This is a genomic window from Gammaproteobacteria bacterium, assembly GCA_029884425.1.
Taxonomy (GTDB): Bacteria; Pseudomonadota; Gammaproteobacteria; order S012-40; family S012-40; genus JAOUHV01.
In genome coordinates this window covers 20,602-40,991 of sequence record JAOUHV010000024.1, presented here as the reverse complement: position 1 = coordinate 40,991, position 20,390 = coordinate 20,602, and the positions used below count along the sequence as shown (strand labels likewise).

General features: G+C 48.2%; 16 protein-coding genes. 4 read left to right on the top strand and 12 right to left on the bottom strand.

The genetic code is table 11. From position 1 onward, the window contains the following. Positions 1-93: 93 nt before the first annotated feature. The 6 genes from prsT to OEW58_08150 all read right to left on the bottom strand — a co-directional run bounded on the left by prsT (position 94) and on the right by OEW58_08150 (position 9,744). On the bottom strand, positions 94-2,874 hold the full coding sequence (prsT, locus tag OEW58_08175; protein ID MDH5301322.1) for a PEP-CTERM system TPR-repeat protein PrsT: 2,781 nt from the start codon (positions 2,872-2,874) through the stop codon (positions 94-96). A 20-nt stretch (positions 2,875-2,894) separates the two neighbouring features. Continuing rightward, positions 2,895-4,358, bottom strand: coding sequence for an exosortase/archaeosortase family protein (locus OEW58_08170; protein ID MDH5301321.1), 1,464 nt, complete (start codon positions 4,356-4,358; stop codon positions 2,895-2,897). Further along, positions 4,359-5,705, bottom strand: a complete 1,347-nt coding sequence (prsR, locus tag OEW58_08165) for a PEP-CTERM-box response regulator transcription factor (protein ID MDH5301320.1) — start codon at positions 5,703-5,705, stop codon at positions 4,359-4,361. Positions 5,706-5,720: 15 nt separating this feature from the next. Then, positions 5,721-7,793 carry a PEP-CTERM system histidine kinase PrsK gene (gene prsK, locus OEW58_08160; GenBank protein MDH5301319.1) on the bottom strand — a complete coding sequence of 691 codons (2,073 nt, stop codon included), beginning with the start codon at positions 7,791-7,793 and terminating at the stop codon, positions 5,721-5,723. Positions 7,794-7,801: 8 nt separating this feature from the next. Beyond that, on the bottom strand, positions 7,802-9,184 hold the full coding sequence (locus OEW58_08155; protein ID MDH5301318.1) for a TIGR03013 family PEP-CTERM/XrtA system glycosyltransferase: 1,383 nt from the start codon (positions 9,182-9,184) through the stop codon (positions 7,802-7,804). 89 nt (positions 9,185-9,273) lie between these two features. Beyond that, a complete protein-coding gene (locus tag OEW58_08150; GenBank protein ID MDH5301317.1) occupies positions 9,274-9,744 on the bottom strand; it encodes a cyclic nucleotide-binding domain-containing protein in 471 nt (156 codons plus the stop codon). Positions 9,745-10,066: 322 nt separating this feature from the next. On the opposite strand from OEW58_08150, the gene tviB reads away from it, so the two are divergent. Then, complete coding sequence (gene tviB / locus OEW58_08145; GenBank protein ID MDH5301316.1) at positions 10,067-11,347, top strand: Vi polysaccharide biosynthesis UDP-N-acetylglucosamine C-6 dehydrogenase TviB; 1,281 nt, start codon at positions 10,067-10,069, stop codon at positions 11,345-11,347. Between the two features lie 67 nt (positions 11,348-11,414). Here the strand turns inward: tviB and OEW58_08140 are convergent, their stop codons facing one another. Continuing rightward, a complete protein-coding gene (locus OEW58_08140; GenBank protein MDH5301315.1) occupies positions 11,415-12,047 on the bottom strand; it encodes a hypothetical protein in 633 nt (210 codons plus the stop codon). Positions 12,048-12,185: 138 nt separating this feature from the next. Continuing rightward, complete coding sequence (locus tag OEW58_08135) at positions 12,186-14,096, bottom strand: ATP-binding cassette domain-containing protein (protein MDH5301314.1); 1,911 nt, start codon at positions 14,094-14,096, stop codon at positions 12,186-12,188. A gap of 129 nt (positions 14,097-14,225) precedes the next feature. On the opposite strand from OEW58_08135, the gene OEW58_08130 reads away from it, so the two are divergent. Continuing rightward, positions 14,226-15,269, top strand: a complete 1,044-nt coding sequence (locus OEW58_08130) for a lipoate--protein ligase family protein (protein MDH5301313.1) — start codon at positions 14,226-14,228, stop codon at positions 15,267-15,269. Here OEW58_08130 and OEW58_08125 read toward each other — a convergent pair. The 3 genes from OEW58_08125 to OEW58_08115 form a co-directional block, all read right to left on the bottom strand. Further along, positions 15,266-16,945, bottom strand: coding sequence for an AarF/UbiB family protein (locus tag OEW58_08125; GenBank protein MDH5301312.1), 1,680 nt, complete (start codon positions 16,943-16,945; stop codon positions 15,266-15,268). The genes OEW58_08130 and OEW58_08125 overlap by 4 nt on opposite strands. Positions 16,946-16,950: 5 nt before the next feature. Beyond that, positions 16,951-17,586 (bottom strand): hypothetical protein, encoded by a 636-nt coding sequence (locus OEW58_08120; protein ID MDH5301311.1) that lies wholly within the window; start codon positions 17,584-17,586, stop codon positions 16,951-16,953. 127 nt (positions 17,587-17,713) lie between these two features. Then, entirely contained in the window at positions 17,714-18,676 is a 963-nt protein-coding gene (locus tag OEW58_08115) for a Tim44-like domain-containing protein (protein MDH5301310.1), read from the bottom strand. A 20-nt stretch (positions 18,677-18,696) separates the two neighbouring features. On the opposite strand from OEW58_08115, the gene OEW58_08110 reads away from it, so the two are divergent. Further along, a complete protein-coding gene (locus tag OEW58_08110) occupies positions 18,697-19,179 on the top strand; it encodes a thioredoxin family protein (GenBank protein MDH5301309.1) in 483 nt (160 codons plus the stop codon). A gap of 7 nt (positions 19,180-19,186) precedes the next feature. Here the strand turns inward: OEW58_08110 and OEW58_08105 are convergent, their stop codons facing one another. After that, entirely contained in the window at positions 19,187-19,588 is a 402-nt protein-coding gene (locus OEW58_08105) for a hypothetical protein (protein ID MDH5301308.1), read from the bottom strand. A gap of 301 nt (positions 19,589-19,889) precedes the next feature. Here OEW58_08105 and OEW58_08100 point away from each other — a divergent pair, with 301 nt between their 5' ends. Next, a complete protein-coding gene (locus OEW58_08100; GenBank protein MDH5301307.1) occupies positions 19,890-20,375 on the top strand; it encodes a YajQ family cyclic di-GMP-binding protein in 486 nt (161 codons plus the stop codon). Positions 20,376-20,390 lie beyond the last annotated feature (15 nt).

The following is a 20,390-nucleotide window of genomic DNA, read 5'->3' as shown; positions in this document are numbered from 1 at the left end:
ACAAATCTAGGCATACGTTTTATTACTCTTAAAAAAGTTTCAAAACCATCAGACTGTATCGGACCAAACGAATCCTTCTTAAACTTGATCCATTTACCGCAGATATTTATTCAATGAGTCTTTGCCTGGAAAATTCACTCCTGGCGCATTAAGAGCCGACAAAATTTTCTTTGCCGCATCTTTCTGACCGGTTTCATGCAAAACTACCCCATAGTGATAGGCAATTTCTGGCGATTTAGGAGCCAATTCATATGCTTTCTTCAGTTTTTCAATAGCTTGCGGGAACTTTCCACTCTTATACAAAATCCAGCCATACGTATCATTAACCGCTGCATTATCTGGCAACTGTCGCCATGCATCCTCAGCCAGCTTTAACGCCGAAATCACCTCAAATTCATGCATAACCCAAGCTAGATCATTTAGCTTTGCCGGATCCCTCTGATAACGAGTAGCCGTTTTTTGTACCTCTTCCCTAAGTTGCGCAATATTTCCACCAACACCAAAAACTCGTACTCGCTCCAGTTCCACGTCAAACTGGGACGATGCGTCTACAACATCTCGCAACTGATTTAGGGTATTAATGGCTGATTTAACATCCCCCTGCTTACCATACGCTCGAGCCAACTTTATCCCCAAAGGCAACCGCCGTGGGTCAAATTGCTGTGCTTTCCGAAACATGGCTATTGCTTCAGCTGTTCGATTGTTACGTACGAAATGATCTCCTTTCATTTCATAACCTACTGCTGCATTAGGATTTTTAGCAATAAATTGATCAATTAAATCACCTGCAGCTTTTGCATTCCCATCCTCGGCATAAAGACTGCTCAATGCAGCAATGGCTGGTACAAAGTTGGGATTCAACGTCAACGCTTTTTTCAAGGTATCCTTCGCCTTTGAATTATCACCACCAGCACTTTGTGCTCGTGCCAAGTCAAAATAGGCAGATGGAGAGTCCGGTTCATTATCAACAACCTTTTTATACAAAGATGTAGCCTGGGCAGTATCTCCTTCACGAAGAATATCGCGCCCTTTTATCTTCAGCGCCAACACCCGCCCCGCTTTTGACTCCTCAAGTTTTGTGAGGTATCGCGCGTAAGCATCTTTATTGTTCGATTTATTATACAAAGTCAGCAAAAACGAAGATAACCTCAAATACTCTGTCTCAATCGGCAACGACTCTAGAAATTCAATCAGATGCTTTTCATCATTCTGTTTTAATAAAAATCCAGCGTACTCAGTGGCTATTTGTGGATTTAATTTATCATCAAGTAACGCACGATACGTCTTCAGCGCGCCGGCAATATCATTCTCTAATACCCGGGTCTTAGCCAAGTTAAGTTTGGCAGGCCAGAATTCGGCATCATCCTCTGTCGCTTTTACAAACTGTTTTTTTGCCTCGGATAGATTATTTTGCTGAACTAGCATCTGACCATATGCATTTCTATAGAACGCCCCACCCTTATGACGATCGACTTCACTTTTTGCCAAATCGGTCGCAAGATCCTTATTGCCCGCTTTCAAGTGCATATTGAGCAGCAACAAAAACGCCTGCTCAGATGTTTTTCCTGCTTTCAGTGTTTTCTCGAGTTCCCTTTTGGCATTTACATCATCACCAGCCATGATGTATGCCTTGGCTAATTCGACCCTGACATCCACATCATCCGGATTTGACTGAACAACCGATTTGAAATAATCGATACCTGCATCCTGCTTTCCCATAGCCAAAGAAGCGGCCCCTGCTATTTTCAATACATCGGCATCACCACTCCCCATCACTGGTTTTAGTGATTGCAACGCAGCGCCTGGCTCATTCAACTTCAGCTGGGCAGCCCCCAGCATTTTTCTGGCCTGCAAGTTATCAGGCTGATCTTGCAAATATCGCTCTAAATAGAATCCTGCCTGGGCATAATTTTCTTCAATGTAATTGATACTGCCCAATAAGAGCAGAGTTGGCTTATGATCAGGAACAGAGTTAATAACCGTCGTTAATATCTGCTTCGCTTGTGCGTAGTTTTGCTTTCTGTATAGATTAAACCCTTGGAAATACGCCACCAAACCATGATTTGGCGCTAATTTATATGTCTTCTCTATAAGGACACTAGCTTCTTCAAAATTATTTTTCTCAAGCAAAATTCGTATCAAACCAATCCGAATATTTAAATTCCTCAATGTGAATAAATCTTGCGACTCGGTCGCCAACGCCTGACGCAACTTTTCTTCCGCCTCCGAACCACGATTGAGCTTAAATAATACTTCCGCATATAACAGCGCTGCAGGGACATTAACAGAAGATGAGGCGTCAAATAATGACTTCAGATATTCCAACACTGCGACATCATTATTCTCCGCTACTGAAGCCCACGCTAAACCATATAACGCATCAACATCGGCTGCATTCTCCCCAAGCACTGCATTAAAGAGAGCTTTTGCTTCACCTGCATTTCCCTTTCTTAACAAAATCCAGGCTTCGAAATTTTTTCTTTGTAAATCACTTAATTTTCCGGAAATCTCTGAAGTTGCCAGTTTTTCTTCAAGCGCAACAACATTTCCTGCCTCTCGCAATGATGACAACCATAAATAGGGCAACTCCTTGATATCACGACCGCCTTTCCTGAAGGCAATCTCAAGCTCTTTTTCCGCACCTTCATTATCACCGAGCAAAAAATACGTTTTTCCTAATAAGTATCTCGCCGCCGCGTTATCTGGCTCACTATCCAATACGCCTTTAATCACGATAACCGCAGCCCCATACTTATCCTCAGCCAATAAGTCGGCTGCATCGGCCAATTTATCCTCGGTACTTTTAAAGTATCCACACGAAGACAGAACAAACATGGCCAAAAGAAAAACAGAAATTTTAGATATCGGTTTCATCACTACTATCCCTTACGTATTTACCGTTCATTCGCAGTCAGTTCTTGAGCAAACTGAATCAGCGAGTCCTCCATTCCAGTTTCCACCATCAAAAAAATGACGGCGCCGGCATTATTACCACGCACATACCCAGCGAATTCAGCAAGCTTTGCTTCAACACTCACTCCAGTGTGGTGCCCATTGACGAAATACCATTGCCACACCACATAACGCTTCATTCCATTAATGTGTAAAAAATATTTATTAACAACCAAAGAGGAAAGATTCCGTTTTCCCGCATACTCCACCCATCCTCCTGGAGTTTCAAAATAATTTTCTGGTTTAGTCAACGAGGAGACAATCTCCCATCCCTGAGTTTGTCTCTCAAAACCACTAATGCGCAAATATACCGGCGAATCCATAGACACTGCCAAGTAATCAACATTCACGTCTCCTGGAACATCAATTTTCCGTGCCAACGATATAGGTTGAGTCAACGTGAATTCCCTCGGCACGGAGATACCTTCCAGCGCAGATGCACTAGAAACATTATTCAGCTTTTGCGTGATCGTAAGATTTGCCAGAAAGATAATCAAAATTCCTGCTGATAGAAGTGTCGCGTGTGACGCAGCGACCTTGGAGCTAATGGGAGTTTCAGTATTAATTTGAGCTTCGTCCCCAGGACCTGGAAATACTCTATTAAAAATTAAAATCGCACCAATAAAGAAAACACCGAAAATCACCCACCCCAAATTGAAATGATCTTCAACCAGGCTATGCTGCATATTTGTCGTTTCACCAACAACAACAATAATCGCAACCCTAATCCAGTTGGAAACAATTGCTGCCAAAACAATCGAAGCAACAACAATAGTTTGATGCTTTTTTGATCCAAAATTCCGGGCAGCGTAAATAATTGCCAGCGGCGCTGCTGCAAGAAAATAACTAATTCCACTGCACGATGGTGCAACTTCAAACCTTCCGGCAGGAACAACTAAATCAATTCCCTGCTTCAGTATATGTATACCACTCAACTGAACAAGATAATAAGACATCAATGCGGTAGTTTGTTGTAGAACTCCGTCAATAACGTCCCAGACGGGTATTGCAAATGACAGTATTGCTAGTGGAAATATAGAGGCTTTTGCTCCTCCCCAGCCATACGTTGCCAACAGCATAAAAAACAGTAATAGATACAGAACCAATACCTGACCTGCAACTATATTGATCGCGCCTAAAGCAAATCCAATTAGCGCTAGTAATACAGAGCATACGGCCCCAACTACTTTGAATCTTTCATCTGAAAATTTTTGTGCTGGAAATCGTTTGTAAAAGAAATAAATCGCCACAGCCAACAATAGAAAACCGTGATTATAGGTTCCATGATCAAAATTCAGCCACTTCAGCATTAAAAATTCGATACCTGCTGAATACATTAGCAACACCAATGCTAATGTCGCCAGGAATAAGATGTGAAGCCCTAGAGCCGGCATACGAATGTTCATTTACTGTATTCCAAGTTTTTTCATTAGGTCATACAACGTAGGCCGACTTATTCCCAATAGCTCGGCAGCCTGTGCAATATTCCCATTCGAATAGTGTAGCGCGCGACTAACCGCTCTTTTTTCTGCAGCCTCTCGCACTTCTCTAAGGTTAAATGGCATTTTCTCATCACCGATTTCATTTAGCTCAAGATCTTCCGCCGATATTTTCGTACCATCGCTCATGATAAATGCGCGCTTCACCCTATTTTCCAGCTCACGTACATTTCCTGGCCACGCATAATTTTCAATCGCAGCAACTGCATCCTGAGTAAAGTCTTTTGTCTTTCCGCCAGACTCAACAACAACTCTGCTCAATATCGCTCTAGCAATCATTAATGCATCCCCATCCCTATCCTTTAGGGCAGGAATATTGATAGTTATCTCACTCAATCGATAGAATAAGTCTTCCCTAAAAAGCCCTTCAGCAATCATGTCCTGCAAGGTACGATGAGTTGCACAAATCACCCTCACATCAACAGGAATTTCTCCACGTCCACCAACTCGCTCAATAACTCTTTCTTGTAAAAATCTGAGCAATTTCGCCTGAAGAGCCATGGGTAAATCACCTATTTCATCAAGAAAAAGAGTTCCACCATGCGCATACTCTATTTTTCCAGGCGTTTGCTTCACTGCTCCAGTAAAAGCACCTTTTTCATATCCAAATAATTCACTTTCGAGAAGATTTTCAGGTATCGCCGCACAATTAATTGCCACAAACCGCTGTTCCACCCGAGAACTCAATCTATGTATAGATCTCGCCAGCACTTCTTTTCCAGTACCACTGCTTCCCAAAAGTAAAACTGTCGCATTTGTTGGCGCCACTTTTTCCACGGTACGACAAACTTTCATCATTTGTGGACTGCTTGCGATCAATCCCTCTAAAGGAGAATGCGCCCCCTGATACAACCTCTCGTTCTCAGCTTCCAGTTCGGCAACCCGAAACGCGCGATTTACAATTAATCCTAAAATATCTGCATCAATGGGCTTCAAATAAAAGTCATACGCCCCCAAGCCAATTGCTTTTACTGCAGTAGGCTTGTCATCATTTCCGGTAACAACAACGACTTTTGTCTTTGGCGCCAAATTCAATATCGCTTCCAATGTCGCCAGCCCCTCACTTGTTCCACCAGGATCAGGCGGTAATCCCATATCCAGCGTTACAACTTGAGGTTCGAATCTACGCAATGCATTTATTGCCTCTTCACGATTGGAGGCTAAAACAATTTCGTAAGCATCAAAACACCATTTGAGTTGGTTTTGAATTCCCAAATCGTCTTCAACAATCAGCAAGGTAGATTTTTCAGCCAAATCCAATTCTCCACTTTACAAATTTGAACTCAGAGGGAGGCGCACAGTAAAAAGCGTTCCCTTACCAACTTCGCTTTTTACTCGTAACTTTCCACCTAACTGCTCGATATAGAGCTTTGACTCATGAGCTCCAATGCCCATTCCGGTCAACCCTTTAGTGGTGTCAAACGGAGTAAATAGTCTATCTCGAATGAATGAGTCACTCATACCACACCCATTATCCTCTACTTCGATCACTACATCGCTGCCATCAATGAATGTTCGCACTTCAACGTGACCATCCCGAGAAGTAGCCTCCTGTGCATTTTGAACTAAGTGACCAATTACAGAGACCAGTTTGTCATTGTTTGCTCGTATTGTGGCATTCACGCCCTCTCCTTCAATACAAGGGATAGGCTCGGTAGCTGATTTTTCCCTTACTGCCTGTGCTACTATATCACGGATATTGGCCTGCTCATCTCTATCAGAGATCACTCCCCCCCCTCGTAGTTGAATCAATAGTTTGTTCATGCGATTTACCGCATTCCCTACCGTACTGATTGCATCGTCCATAAACTCAGGGTTGTGTTTATGCTTCTGTGCGTTTTTCACAACCAAATCTAACTGCGACACCAAATTTTTTAGGTCATGTATAACGTACGCCGACAGTCGATTAAATGCCTCAAACTGCCTGGAATGTGCCAATGCGCTCGCAGAACGGGCGTGAGCTAAATGTGTCGCTAACTGTCGCCCCAACGTTTTCAGGAGGTCGACATCCTCCCAGCCAAATGTTTGCTCTGCCCTCGGCCGCGACAAAATGACAAATCCATGCAATTTTGATTGCAACATCAGTGGGACTATTAACCAGACCCTTGGGTTTTTCTCTATCCACTCAGGCAACAGAAAATCAGGATACTGTTCCATACCCATGTGGTATTCATCAATATTTATTACCCACTGACTTTCCTCCAGGAATTGAATTATGCGACTATGATTGCTTACTTCAATACCTTCAAATTCACCAAATCCAAATTGATCTTCGCATATAAAATTCGTTTTGTTATCACGCACCCAAAGAGCTGCTGCTTGGCAATCCATTGCTGTCAGCATTACACGCAAGGTTCGAGTTTCCACGCTCCCCTTGCTTTCATCTTCCGCCGACATTTCTCTGATAACAGAAAGCCATTCATTTTTGTAGTCATATTTTGCATTAAGGAAATGCTTATCAACAAAAACGCGCAGCCTGGCACGAATTTGCCCCGAAAATACCAAAACAACAAAGCCGATAATGCAGGAAAAAATAAAAACATTTCTAATAATGGCAGCCCATTCACCGCCAAACACCATGATGTAATATCCACCAAGTGATATTACTAGAAGGTAGGCGCCCGCCGCCGCCATACCAGTGGTATAAAAAACAATTTGCCGGGAAAACATCAATCGGCTATCACCCATCGGCATGCGGCTAATGCCCAGCGCCACCATACCTAGCGCCAACACCTCAGCCACCCCGCGCGCATACCAAATATTGGGATCTAACTCCCTAAACAATAATGCATCGGAATACATATAAAAATCATAGGCAAACAGCGCCCCCAATCCAATGCAGAAAAACTTGATTCCCCAACGCTCATGAGAAAGTGTGTTTCGTAAAATTTGCTCGACAAATATCAAACACGAAAGAGCAAACAATACCTGTACGATAACCCGAAAATCGTACCCTAACCAAACAGGTACTGAAATTTTGAACGTGCTAAGTGCAACCAACAGAAACAACAACAGCACACCCAGCAATACACTTCCGAAAAAAATACGTAAAAATATCCTGGGCACATCCTTCTGGCTTTTTCGTGCATATCGCAAAATAGCGGCCAAAAAGATCAGCCACACCAAATCACGAACAATTTCAGCAAATAAACTAAATAACGTGATTGGTGCCTGAACATAACTTGCCCAAGACAACGCAGCCGCCCACCCGGCATTGACCAGCAGCGGAGCAATCAACCAGCTCGCGAACATCTTCGCTCGCCAATACAGGAAAATTAGAAGAATCAGCGCAAGTGACACCAGTGCGGCTGAAGCATAAAAGACCGCGCCAAAGTCACTCATAAGCGCAGCTAACGAGCCCCCTTACCCCAGAGCACGACTTCTGCGGTCTGGAGTAAGATGGAAAAATCAAGAAACATACTGTAGTTTTTCACGTAATAGAGATCGTACTGAAACTTTTCAATAGTATCTTTATGTGAAGCACCGTAGGGATAGCTTATTTGTGCCCAACCGGTCACTCCTGGCTTCACCCGATGCCGCTCAGCATAGTAAGGAATGGTTTTAGAGAACTCCTCAACAAATTCAGGGCGCTCAGGACGAGGCCCAACAAAGCTCATGTCTCCCTTCAAAACATTGATCAACTGAGGCAACTCATCAATGCGCGTCTTCCTAATAAATGACCCTACTCGAGTAACACGACTGTCATTTTTCTGGGCAAATTGAGCACCATTTTTTTCAGCGTCCACTCGCATGCTGCGGAACTTTAGTATGCGCACCAACTTCCAGTTCTGACCAACTCGCACCTGACTATAAAAAACTGGGCCTCGATCATCCAAATAAATCAAAACTGCCGCGATCACCATAATCGGCAGCGCGAACGACAGCAATATCAAGCTCGCCAAAATATCAAATACGCGCTTACCAAATGCGCGCCCAGCCCCTTGTGCAAAACCGTCAGAAAAAATCAGCCAGCTTGGCTTCAATATCTCCAATAAAACCTTTCCGGTCTGGCGCTCCATAAACGTCTGCAAATCGATAATTTCAATGCCACTCAATTTACAGTCGAGCATTTCTTCCACGGGAAGCGCTCCGCCTCTGCGCTCTGTCAGCGCCAAAACAACTTCACTGACTCCCAGCTGCAAAGCCAGATTAATCAAACTCTCCTCTTTGCGAAGACACTGCGTTTTATCAACTTTGACTTCCTCCTGACCAAAAGGAACATAGCCGACAATAACAAAGCCCCGCCGATCGGTTTTGCGCTTTAAATGACGGTCAATCGTCAACGCCATTTCACCAGCACCAATCACCAACACTCTACGTTGCAAGGCATGATGATCAGCAATTCTTCCAAAAAATGCGCGGTTAACCAGTACCAGCACCAACGAAAACACCAGCGCTATCAGGAACACACCCCGTCCCACGAAAAACTCCGGCAGCAAATAGAAACTCAAACTCATGAACGCGGTGCCACCCACAAAAGCAACGCCAATTCTCAGCAACACCCCCAGAGCTTCATCACGTAGATGACGCTGGTATAATCCGACCGACACCAAACTCACCATCATCACAAGCGTAAAAAGCACCGCTTTGGGCAACAACAGCTCAAGATTAGGAGTGGATGATGGAAAACGGACCTGCATCCCGACGTAGATGGCCACAAAAAATATAGCCGTCTCGACCGATGCCAATATGATTTGAGCTCGATGGATATAGTGCTTGAATAGACGAATCATTGATTAATCAGGTTGTCCCGGCAACAAAGGCATGATTTTGTTAATGTTATCAAAATATTCACGGACGCTATACAACACTAAAGTAGTAATTATAATTCCTTACCAATTCCATGAACTTTTAGCCCCCAGGCTAGCAACGAAAAAACCTTCTGGTTAGTAGAGCGCAGCCGCCCAACCATCACCTTCATCAGCTCACGCATAAAGCCAAAGCCCACCTCGGGATGATGCTCCAGGAACTGCATGGTCTTTACACCATCAAATTGTAGCAATACCGAACGCTCAACGGCCTTGACCGTGGCCGAACGCGGCTGGTCATCAAACAAAATCAGCTCACCAACAATTTGGCCAGGTTCAACATCGTAGACACCCGGGTTGACATTTTTGTCCTGCTCGAGTTCCACTCGCCCCAAAACCCGCAACTGTCCCTGTTCCAGGAAGTAAAAATGCTGACCCGCTTGCCCTTGCTCAATTATCTTAGTGTCCCTCTCAACTATTATGCGCTGCCAATACTCTCCCTCCGTAAAATCGGGGTGCGATATCAGCGGTTCAATACAGGCCATGCCCAACCTCTCCCATTAATTCTGTCATTACCACGGTAGCGGTCCAAGATGAGAAATTCGTTAGACCCTTTTCCGATATCGCACAAAAATTACTCAATTGCGCAACAAATTCCGCCTACGCCAGCCCAACCCACCCAAAGGTTTTATTATAAATTTGCACCCGGCTGAGTTAGAATCACCTCAAACCCAAACCACGCTAAAGGTAATATTTCTCTTGCCGAAACGTACTATGACGATAAAACCGTACTTGGGTACGAAAAATTTCACAGCGTGAATTTTTTACTTTACCAATTCTCTTTGAACCATTTTTAAGGATAATCAAATGACGTTTTCATTAAAAAATACCCGCCTCGCGATCGTCGGCTTGGGTTACGTCGGTTTGCCTCTGGCGGTAGAGTTTGGAAAAAAAATGGCCACCATCGGCTATGACATCAACAGCGCGCGCGTCAAGGAATTGAAGCAAGGTCATGATAGCACACTGGAAGTCAGCGACGAGGAGATGAGGGAAGCGACCGAGCTGTCATACACCGATCAGCTCAACGACGTCGCCAAGTGCAACGTTTACATTGTGACTGTGCCGACCCCGGTCGACAAAAACAAACGCCCGGATTTCTCCCCGCTGGTCAGCGCATCAACAGCCCTGGGCAAGATACTGAAGAAAAATGACATCGTCATTTACGAATCCACCGTCTATCCCGGTGCAACAGAAGAAGTTTGCGTTCCGGTACTGGAGAAGGTCTCTGGCTTGAAATTTAACGTCGATTTTTACGCCGGCTATTCGCCAGAGCGTATCAATCCCGGCGATAAAGAACACCGTGTCAGCACCATCAAAAAAGTAACCTCCGGATCCACCCCTGAAGTTGCCGACTATGTGGATGCCCTGTACCGCACCGTCATCGTGGCCGGCACCCACAAAGCCAGCAGCCTGAAAGTTGCCGAGGCTTCAAAAGTCATTGAAAACACCCAGCGCGACCTGAATATCGCCTTGGTCAACGAACTGGCGCTGATCTTTAATAAAATCGGCATCGACACTCTGGAAGTGCTGGAAGCCGCGGGCACCAAATGGAACTTCCTCCCCTTCCGTCCCGGTTTGGTGGGTGGCCATTGCATCAGCGTTGATCCGTACTACCTGACCCATAAAGCCGAGGAAGTTGGCTACCACCCGGCCGTCATTTTGTCCGGTCGTCGGGTCAACGACCAAATGGCGCAGCACATCGCCAGCACCGTCATCAAGAAAATGATCAAGAACCGCCTAGCCGTCGTTGACAGCAACGTACTGGTATTGGGATTGACGTTTAAAGAGAACTGTCCTGATTTGAGAAACACCGGCGCAATTGACATCGTGTATGCGTTCAAAGAGTACAATGCCAAGGTCGACATCTACGATCCCTGGGTACACAAAGCCGAGGCCCAGCATGAGTACGGTGTAACCCCCATCGACAAGCCCAAAACCGGCCACTACGATGCCATCATCCTGGCCGTGGCTCATAAAGAGTTTGTCGACATGGGCGCAGACGCCATACGGGCACTAGGCCGCCCCGGCTGCGTGCTCTACGACGTAAAATCCATTCTGCCCAAGGATAAGGTCGACGACCGCTTGTAATCCGCAAGAGTAAAACACAAAGGCCGGGAAATTCCCGGCCTTTGCTTTTCAAATCAATTTCAGCAAATTACGAATTAGGTACACTCTTGTCGAAATAATAGGCCACGGTCACCGTTGCCTTGCCTGATTGATCCCACTGGGTTGCATCAGCATTCTCGCCCCAGATACGCAAACGACCATCACTGGCGTTAGCCAAGCCATCAATGCGTATATCCAACCATTGCGCCACTTCAACCGGCACGTCGTAACTCACGATCGCATTGCTTTTTTGCCCGGCAATTTCGCCAGAACCAATCTGCAACTCGCCCTGGGCTACCTTTTTCTGCAGCCCACTTTCCATGCCCAGTTGCTGCAAATCACCCAGCGCCTGGGTAAAGCCCTCAGCTTTGCCTGTGCATGCTTGCGGCGCAAACTGCCCCGTTTCTAACTTGTGCGGCGGTTGATAGCCGATCACGCCATCCTTATTGCAGTCCCCTGGCCAACGACCATTTTGCTGGTAATAACCCCAGACCTGACTCTCCATGGCCATCACTTGATCATAGAGCTGTTCTTTTTTGTAGGAGTTGACTAATCCGGCCCCTTCGACCGCTGCAGCAAACAAAATACCCGCAACCACAACGCTGGCTGCCGCTTTGATCACCACGGTACCTTCTTCGCGCTTGGCATGGTTTACATGTAGATGGCTGATTTTTACTTTCACAATTCGTCCCTCACAACATCCATAGGTTCAACCTATTAGTCGACGGCTATGGGGTTTTCAACAGGCCGAACTTGTAAATCTGTGACGCCCGTCGCACAGCCATTGTGATGCTGTTAGAACTTCTATGGATTCAGCAGGTTACTCCAGCGCGGTCCAGCGCTCGAACGCCTTTTCCAAGGCCGCATTAACCTCATCGACCCGGGCTAAAACCTTAGCAATTTGATCCTTATCCCTTTTGTAAAAATCCGCCCCTCCCATTTCTGCTTGTAGCCGCTGCTGCTCATTTTCCAGAGATTCGATCAAGCCAGGCAAAGACTCCAGCTCGCGCTGCTCCTTGTAACTGAGCTTGCGCTTGGCCGCCTTGGGCACCTCGACTGGAGCTGCTGGGGCAGAAGCGGGAGCCTGCGTTACCCCAGACTTGGCGGGACTGGTTTCCTTGGGCGACGCCACCCGGGTTTTGGCTTGGCGAAGATAATCCTCGTAGCCGCCCACGTATTCGTGGACCACACCATTGCCCTCAAACACAATCGTACTGGTCACTACATTGTCGAGAAAATCACGATCGTGGCTGACCAGCAACACCGTTCCTTCATATTCGCCCAGTAGGTCCTCCAGCAACTCCAGCGTTTCCATATCCAGATCGTTGGTGGGTTCGTCCAGCACCAACAGGTTGGCGGGCTTGGAAAACAGCTTGGCCAGCAACAGACGATTGCGTTCACCGCCGGACAGGCTTTCAACCGGCGAATGCAACCGGGCCGGGTCGAACAGAAAATCGCGCAGGTAGCTGATCACATGCTTTTGGCGACCGCCGATCTCAATGGTTTCGCGACCTTCCGCAAGGTTGTCGATGACGTTTTTCTTCAGATCGAGCTGTTCGCGCTGCTGGTCAAAGTAGGCAACCTGCAAATTGGTTCCCTGACGCACGGTGCCCGCCGTGGGCTGCTGTCTTCCCAGCAAGAGTCGCAGCAAAGTACTTTTGCCCGAACCGTTGGGGCCAATCAGACCAATCCGGTCACCGCGAATAATGGTGGTGGAAAAATCCGCAATCAGCGTTTCACCGTCGTAATCGCAACGCATGTGCTCGGCTTCAAACACCAGCTTGCCTGAGGCTTTGCCGGTATCAACGGCCATGCTGACCTTGCCTTGCAATTCGCGTCGCTCGGTTCGCTCCTGGCGCAATGCCTTGAGCTTGCGCACCCGCCCTTCGTTACGAGTACGGCGTGCTTTGATTCCCTGACGAATCCAGACTTCTTCCTGGGCCAGTTTCTTGTCAAATTCAGCGTTATGAATTTCTTCTGCGGCCAGACGTTCTTCCTTGCGGCGCAAGAAATTCTCGTAGTTGCCCGGCCAGGAGGTCAAATTGCCGCGATCCAATTCAATAATTCGGGTTGCCAGGCGTTTTAGAAACGCGCGGTCATGGGTGATAAACAGCAAACCGATGCGTTGCTGCAATAAAAACTCTTCCAGCCACTGAATCGCAGCAATGTCCAAGTGGTTGGTCGGCTCATCCAGCAGCAGCAAATCCGGCCCGTTCACCAGAGCCTGTGCCAACAGCACGCGACGACGCCATCCGCCGGAAAGTTCGTTAATGCGTTTTTCAGCCGGTAACTGCAACTGCGAAATTACCGAATCCACCCGCTGCTGCAAACTCCAACCGTCCAGCGCTTCCAGATCATGCTGCAAACGACTCAGTTTGTTCAGCAGTTCATCACTGCTATCGGTCTCCAGTTGTACCAAGGTTTCGTGGTACACACGCAGCAGTTGCACCACTTCACCCAAACCATCGGTCACCACATCAAACACCAGACGGTCATCATCCATGGGCACGTCCTGACGCAGGCGAGAAATCACCACGCCATCCTGCTTCCACATCAGACCATCATCGACGTGCTCCTCGCCCATGATCACCTTCAACAGGGTCGATTTGCCCGCGCCATTGCGACCAATCAAGCACAGCCGCTCACCGGGATCAATGGCCAGATTGACCTTGTCCAGCAAAGGCACGTGCCCAAAGGCGAGGGAAACATTATCGAATTTAACGATGGGCATAGCGACAATCCTGAAAAAGGGGTCTCATTCTACCGCGGATGCCGCCTCCCCCTCCAGCCAATGACCAACTTCTTTTTCCCACCCCACTCCCGTATAGTGACTGCTACATCAATCGCATGGACGTACCGGGTGCAATTGCGCGTTATCAATTTGGGCAGTGTTTCACCACTTAAATCCCAGTCGGTTTATCATGGCATCGCACACGCCATGCGTGCCGGCGACGCGCCCGTGCTGGTGCTTTGTTCACCTGGCCGCCCGTATCTCAGCGTCGGCATGCATCAGCAAGCCGAACTTGAGTTTGATCTACAGCGATGCAAGGCACACAATCTGAGCATTATTCCGCGACAAACCGGTGGCGGCTGCGTGTTACTGGATCAGCAGCAACTGTTTTTTCAATTCATTTTCCATCGCTCCATCGCACCCACAACCGCAAATGAACTTTATCCCCGGTTGTTACAGCCCATCATCGACTGCTACCAGCACATTGGCATTGCTGCGCAACAAATTGGTCTGACGGATTTGCAGGTAGGCGGCAAAAAAATTACTGGCAGCGGCGCAGCCAGCATCGGTGAAGCCACCGTTTTGGTCGGCAATTTCATTCATGCATTTGATGCGCGACTGATGGCCAATGTCATCCACGCGCCCTCTGACGAATATCGTCAGTTGTTTGCAGAGCAACTCCAGCAACGCATGACATCCATCCAGCAACAAGGAAAATCTGTCGACAACGCCACGCTCATTGCGAAACTGCATCACCAAATACCGCAGCGTCTGGGACTCACACCGATCAGCAGCGAACTAACTCAACGCGAACAACACGAAATCATGCTCATGGAGCAAGAACTGCTGGAAGACAGCGAATGGCAGATCAGTAAAAAACTGGTCAGTCACGGCATAAAAATATGTGCTCATACCTATGTCACTGAACGCGTTGCGACGATAGCCGGCAATGCTTTACGTTGTTTGCTGTTACAGCAAACTCACAAAATTATAATCGCATATTTATTTGTCAATCAGGACAGGCAACACGCATTGGAAACCAGCTTTCACCATTGCGCGCTCAACGGCGAACAACTCCGCTCGTACCTGCAACAAGCTGATCAAGAGCTGCATCCATATGCAGAGCATTTTATCGAGCTGCTGCTGCAAAGCCGCATAGACCCGGCGATTTAATCCCGCCCACTGCGCCAGGCAGACACCAGCAAACCTATTCCGCCCACACAGGCGATCAGAAAGCCAACCACGCCCAAAATCGGCATGCCAAACAACGTGATTTCGCTTTGATTTGAGCTGACAATCGCCGTACCGACGATTAACGCGGCCACAACAATTCCCACGGTTAATCGACTGACCGCGCGATCAATCTTGTGACCGAAATGATCCAGGCGCGTCAGATCCACATGCACCTGCATGCCGCCACGGCGCATGGATTTGATTAGGGCATGCACATCCCTGGGCACATCGGAAAACATTCGCCATATCGCTTGCGCATCAGATGCGCCTCGCTTCAGCAAGGCCGATGGCGCATAACGGGCACGCACCAACCGCTCCATAAAGGGCGTTGCTTCTTCGACAATATTAAAATCAGGATCCAGCCTGCGCCCTACACCTTCCAGAGAAATAAACGTTTTTATCAGCAACGCTAAATCAGCAGGCAAGGTCAATTGATGCTCGCGCAGGATCGACGTTAAATCGATCAACACAGCGGTAAAATCCAGTTGTCGCAAACTCAGCCCATGATAGTGGTCGAGAAAATTTTCAACTTCTGCGGTTAATGCCGTTTCATCAATGTTACTGCCACGGACCCACAACAGAAGTACATCAACCACTGCCACACTGTCCTTTTTGACCAAGGCATACAGCAAATCAATCAACTCTTCACGGCGCTGATCGGACAGACGTCCCACCATGCCAAAATCCACCAGCGCGAGTTTGTTATCCGGCGTAACGATGATATTGCCCAGGTGCGGATCAGCGTGAAAAAAGCCATTGACCAGCACCATGTGCAAAATGGCCCGAGCACCCAATTTGGCAATACGTTGGCCGTTGTGCAATTGATCAGATTGCTTGGCAAACTGGCGACCGCTGATACCAAAAATATATTGCTGAACATTCAGCCGCTCGCTGCTCCACTGCCAATAAACGCGGGGAATAACAACGTCAAATTCGTCCTGCAAATTCGCCGCAATCCGTTCGGCATGACGGCACTCACCCGACAAATCCAGTTCGCGCCGCAATGACAACGAAAATTGTCGGACCACTTCGGTTGGACGAAAACGCTTGAGCTCTTGAATGTTATTTTCAGCCAGTTCGGCCAGGCGCGCCAACAACCGCAAGTCAGCCTCGACCTTGTTGACGATGTCGGGGCGGCGAATTTTCAAAATGACCGGCGTGCCATCAACCAGCTTTGCGCTATGCACCTGAGCAATCGAGGCTGCCGCCAGAGCGTGCTTGTCCAGCTCCGCAAAAATACTGTCAGGATCAGCACCAAGATCTTCGGTTAATTGCGCTCGCAGCTGCTCAAAATCCAGCATTCCAGCCTGATCCTGCAAGGTTTCGAAGGCAGCAATCCAGTCAGGAGGAAAAAGATCAACGCGCGTCGCCAGCAACTGGCCCAATTTGACAAACGTCGGCCCCAGTTCCTGCAACGCTTTCACCACCCGTTGCGGTGGCTCCATATCGCTCAGAATAGGTGAAGCTCCCCAGTGCAACACCTTACCGGCGCGCTCCAGCGCATGGCTCATGCCCAGGCGGCGAACCACATCACCAAATCCCCAACGAATCAACACCGTGGCGATATCGTGCAAGCGACCTAAATCACGCGCCGCACTCAAGGTTTCCCATAGCATGTTTGTTATTTTTTCTTGGGTGCGATCGCTTCGGCCATACCGCCAAGGAATCCGGCGGCAATGTGCGCCAATTGCTCACCCACGTGCTTACCGGCCACGGTCAGATTGGCAACGCCGTCACGACCTGCCGATGACAGAATATCGTAGAGCGAATTGACTGCCTCCTTTGCCTGCCCACCTGCCTGAGTGCCCGTGGCTTTCAGATGTTTGCCCAAATCATTGAAAATATCAGCGACAACGCCGCTGCTTTGGCTGGCAACCACTTTGACAGTTTCAAGGAACATCGATTCCAGCGTGGACAATTCATCAATCGCTGCACGCAAATCATGATCGCTAAATTCAGTTCCGCGACCGATGGCTTCTTCGGTAGCCAGTTTCGCCGCTTGAGCCGCTTTTTGCAGGGCGTCATCAACACCATGCAAGGCGCGCGCAGCATCGTCACGAGCCTTATCCCAAGGCTGTTGCAATCCGCCACTCACGCCCGCCAAAACAGCCTCTACGACTGCGCGAATATTCTGGTGGTCCAACTTGCGTGACTGTAGCGCTTGCAAGGTGATATCGCGCACCGCTTGACGCAAATCCTCGCCATCAAGTACTGCAGATTTCGCTTTCTGCTTAACATCATCTGTCGTGTCGGCCATGGCATGCTCCTCATGTACTTAATTGGTACCTCTCCCATTTGTACCAGAAAAAGCCTTTCATTGGCCAATAAAAAACCGGGCCCCCATACGGGAGCCCGGTTCACATCAACGGATTGCGTTTTAGCGCTTAGGCTTCAACCTGCTGTATGCCATCCAGGTACCAAGTCGGCTTGAAAGCTGCCTTGGGTTTGGTGAAGTGCCAAATTTCCTGAGCATGAACGTCGACGCCGTCTTCTTTCAGGCTCATGGTGAACAGCACTGCCGCTTCTGTCGCATTGTCGATTTCGCGTACATCGAACAGTTCTGCATGGGCACTGATCACTTCGGTCTGGCTGCTACCTTCGCGGGCACGGTATTGATCCTGAATTTCAGCGAACACCGCGTCTGTCGTAAATTCGCGGATGTCGGCCAGATCACCGTTGTCCCAGGCTTTTTGCATCATCACGAACAGCTCCTTGGCTCCCGTGAGGAAGTGCGCTTCGTCAAAGCCCGCTGGCTTGCTGACGATTCGAGGCGCAACTGCCGCGCTACCCAGATCAGGCTTGTCACCTTTGAACATCAGATCTGTGTCAAACCCAGCACCTTGTTTTTGCTGAGGTGCAGCAACGGGTTCCTGATGAGCCTGGCGCTGCTGAGGCGCGTGGTGTTGCTCAGGAGTGACGTCGACCTGACCATACCCTGCCGCCACGGGCTGCTGCTGCGTCGCCGCACGGCGACGCGAAGCGAAAATCTTGTACACCACAAAGGCGATCAGCGCGATGATCAAAATATCCATGAAATTGATATTTTCAAATGCGCCACCGAAGAACAGCGCGCCCAACAGGCCGCCGATCATCAATCCGCCCAACGCGCCCATCAAACCAGCCTTGGCAGCACCGCCCGAAGCAGCCGCCGCAGCGCCAGCCCCCTGCTGAGGAGCCGCTGTCGGTGCAGCCGCCTGCTCTTTCTGTGCAGAACGGTTTTGCGGTTGACTAAAGCTCTGTTTTCCACCAAAAGACTTGCCGTTGCCCATACGCTTGGCTTCGGCGTTGTCGATTGAAAATCCCAGTGTCATTACACCCACCACTAAGGCGGCAATTAACGCTTTCATGAATTCGTATCCCTTGTTGCTTGAACAAATTGACCTCTATTCCCGACCTTTTCTATCGGCAAGAGGTGGAAGCCATTCTATCGATTTTCAGCCTGAAAACAAGTAAACTGACCAATGAAAACACAGACATAGACAAACTTATGAGCCAAACCAATCCAGCTTCACCTTTTGTCTATCTTTCCCAGTTTGAGTTTCATCACACACTAGCGAGCCGCCGTGGCATCTCGATCGTGTTTTTCTCCAAACCGGGTTGTGGATCATGTCGCAAGTGGGAGCAAATCCTGCTGGCCTACCAGCATGTCCATCCGGCGGTCAGTTTGTATCATGTCGATGTCGAACAGGAACCCGCACTGGCACACGAGTTTGAGTTATTCCACTTACCCGCCATGATGCTCTACACTAACGGCCAGTTTCATGGCGAACTACAGTCTGAAGCCCGGGTAAGTGCTCTGGAAAAAGCCATACAGACCAACCTGCAGGCTCCTCCCAAAGAACAACCCTAGTTCGTCTTTATTGGACTTTTTTCAGGCTGGACGCAAAAATGATCCGGTCAAAGGTACGTCCCAAACTGCGACTGGTGAAATTTTCCATCACTGTGTTTTCCACAAACTGGACTTTGTCGCCTTTTTTCACATCAATGGACACTCCAGCAATCCAGGTCTTTTTGCCGGCCACGGTTGCTTCGATGTAGACATATCCGGCACCCGGAATACTGCTGATGACAGTACCTTCAACCAAGGGTCCTTCGGGAGGCATCATCATCTGTCCCACGTCCCCCATTCCGCCGGCGGGCATGTCATGAGGGCCCGCTGCGCTCGGCTTGCCCGGAGCATGACCAATACCTGTGTTAATTTCCGCCTGCGCGCTTAAGGCAAAAGCACCAAACAAGAGTGCAATCAAAACCTTATACATGAATATTTTCTCCCAAAGAGTTTTTTTCTGGCTATGATAAAGCTGCCGCATTGTAGCACAGGACGTTCCAACCACCAGATTGATCCGAGCAGGAATCATTATCACGCCCTCAAGACAAAACCGCTAGGATGAGCAATATCCAGGCCCGAAAAACCAATTTTCCGCTCGCAAAGAATTAACAAAATTTTTCCCTATTTATGCTTGAACAACACATTCTCGGTGGTTTAAGGTATGACTTACACCGGCGCTTCACCCCCCAGTATCACCCAATCGTTTAGCTAGTTTCCTTGAAGGAGTTTTTGTGCCCTCGTTTGACGTAGTCTCTGAAATTGACAAGCACGAACTAGCGAATGCCATTGATCAGGTTACTCGCGAAATCGGCACACGCTACGATTTCAAAGGGAGTTGCGCAAAAATTGAGCACAGCGACAAAAAACTCACCTTGTGGGCAGACAATGATTTCCAGCTCGGACAGATTCGCGACATTTTGTACAACAAAATGGCAAAACGAGGCTTGGAAGTAGGCAGCCTGGAGTCCGGTAAAACCCAGTCAATGGGGATAAATAAATCTCAGCAAATTATCACCGTCAGAGAAGGCGTCGATAAAGAGCTCGGCAAAAAAATCGTCAAATTGGTCAAGGACAAAAAACTGAAGGTTCAGGCCGCCATTCAAGGTGAACAAGTACGAATCACCGGCAAAAAGCGCGACGATTTGCAGGAAGTTATCGCCATGTTGCGCAGCGAAGACCTGGGGATGCCTGTTCAGTTCACCAATTTTCGCGACTGAGGCGCGCAGAATAAA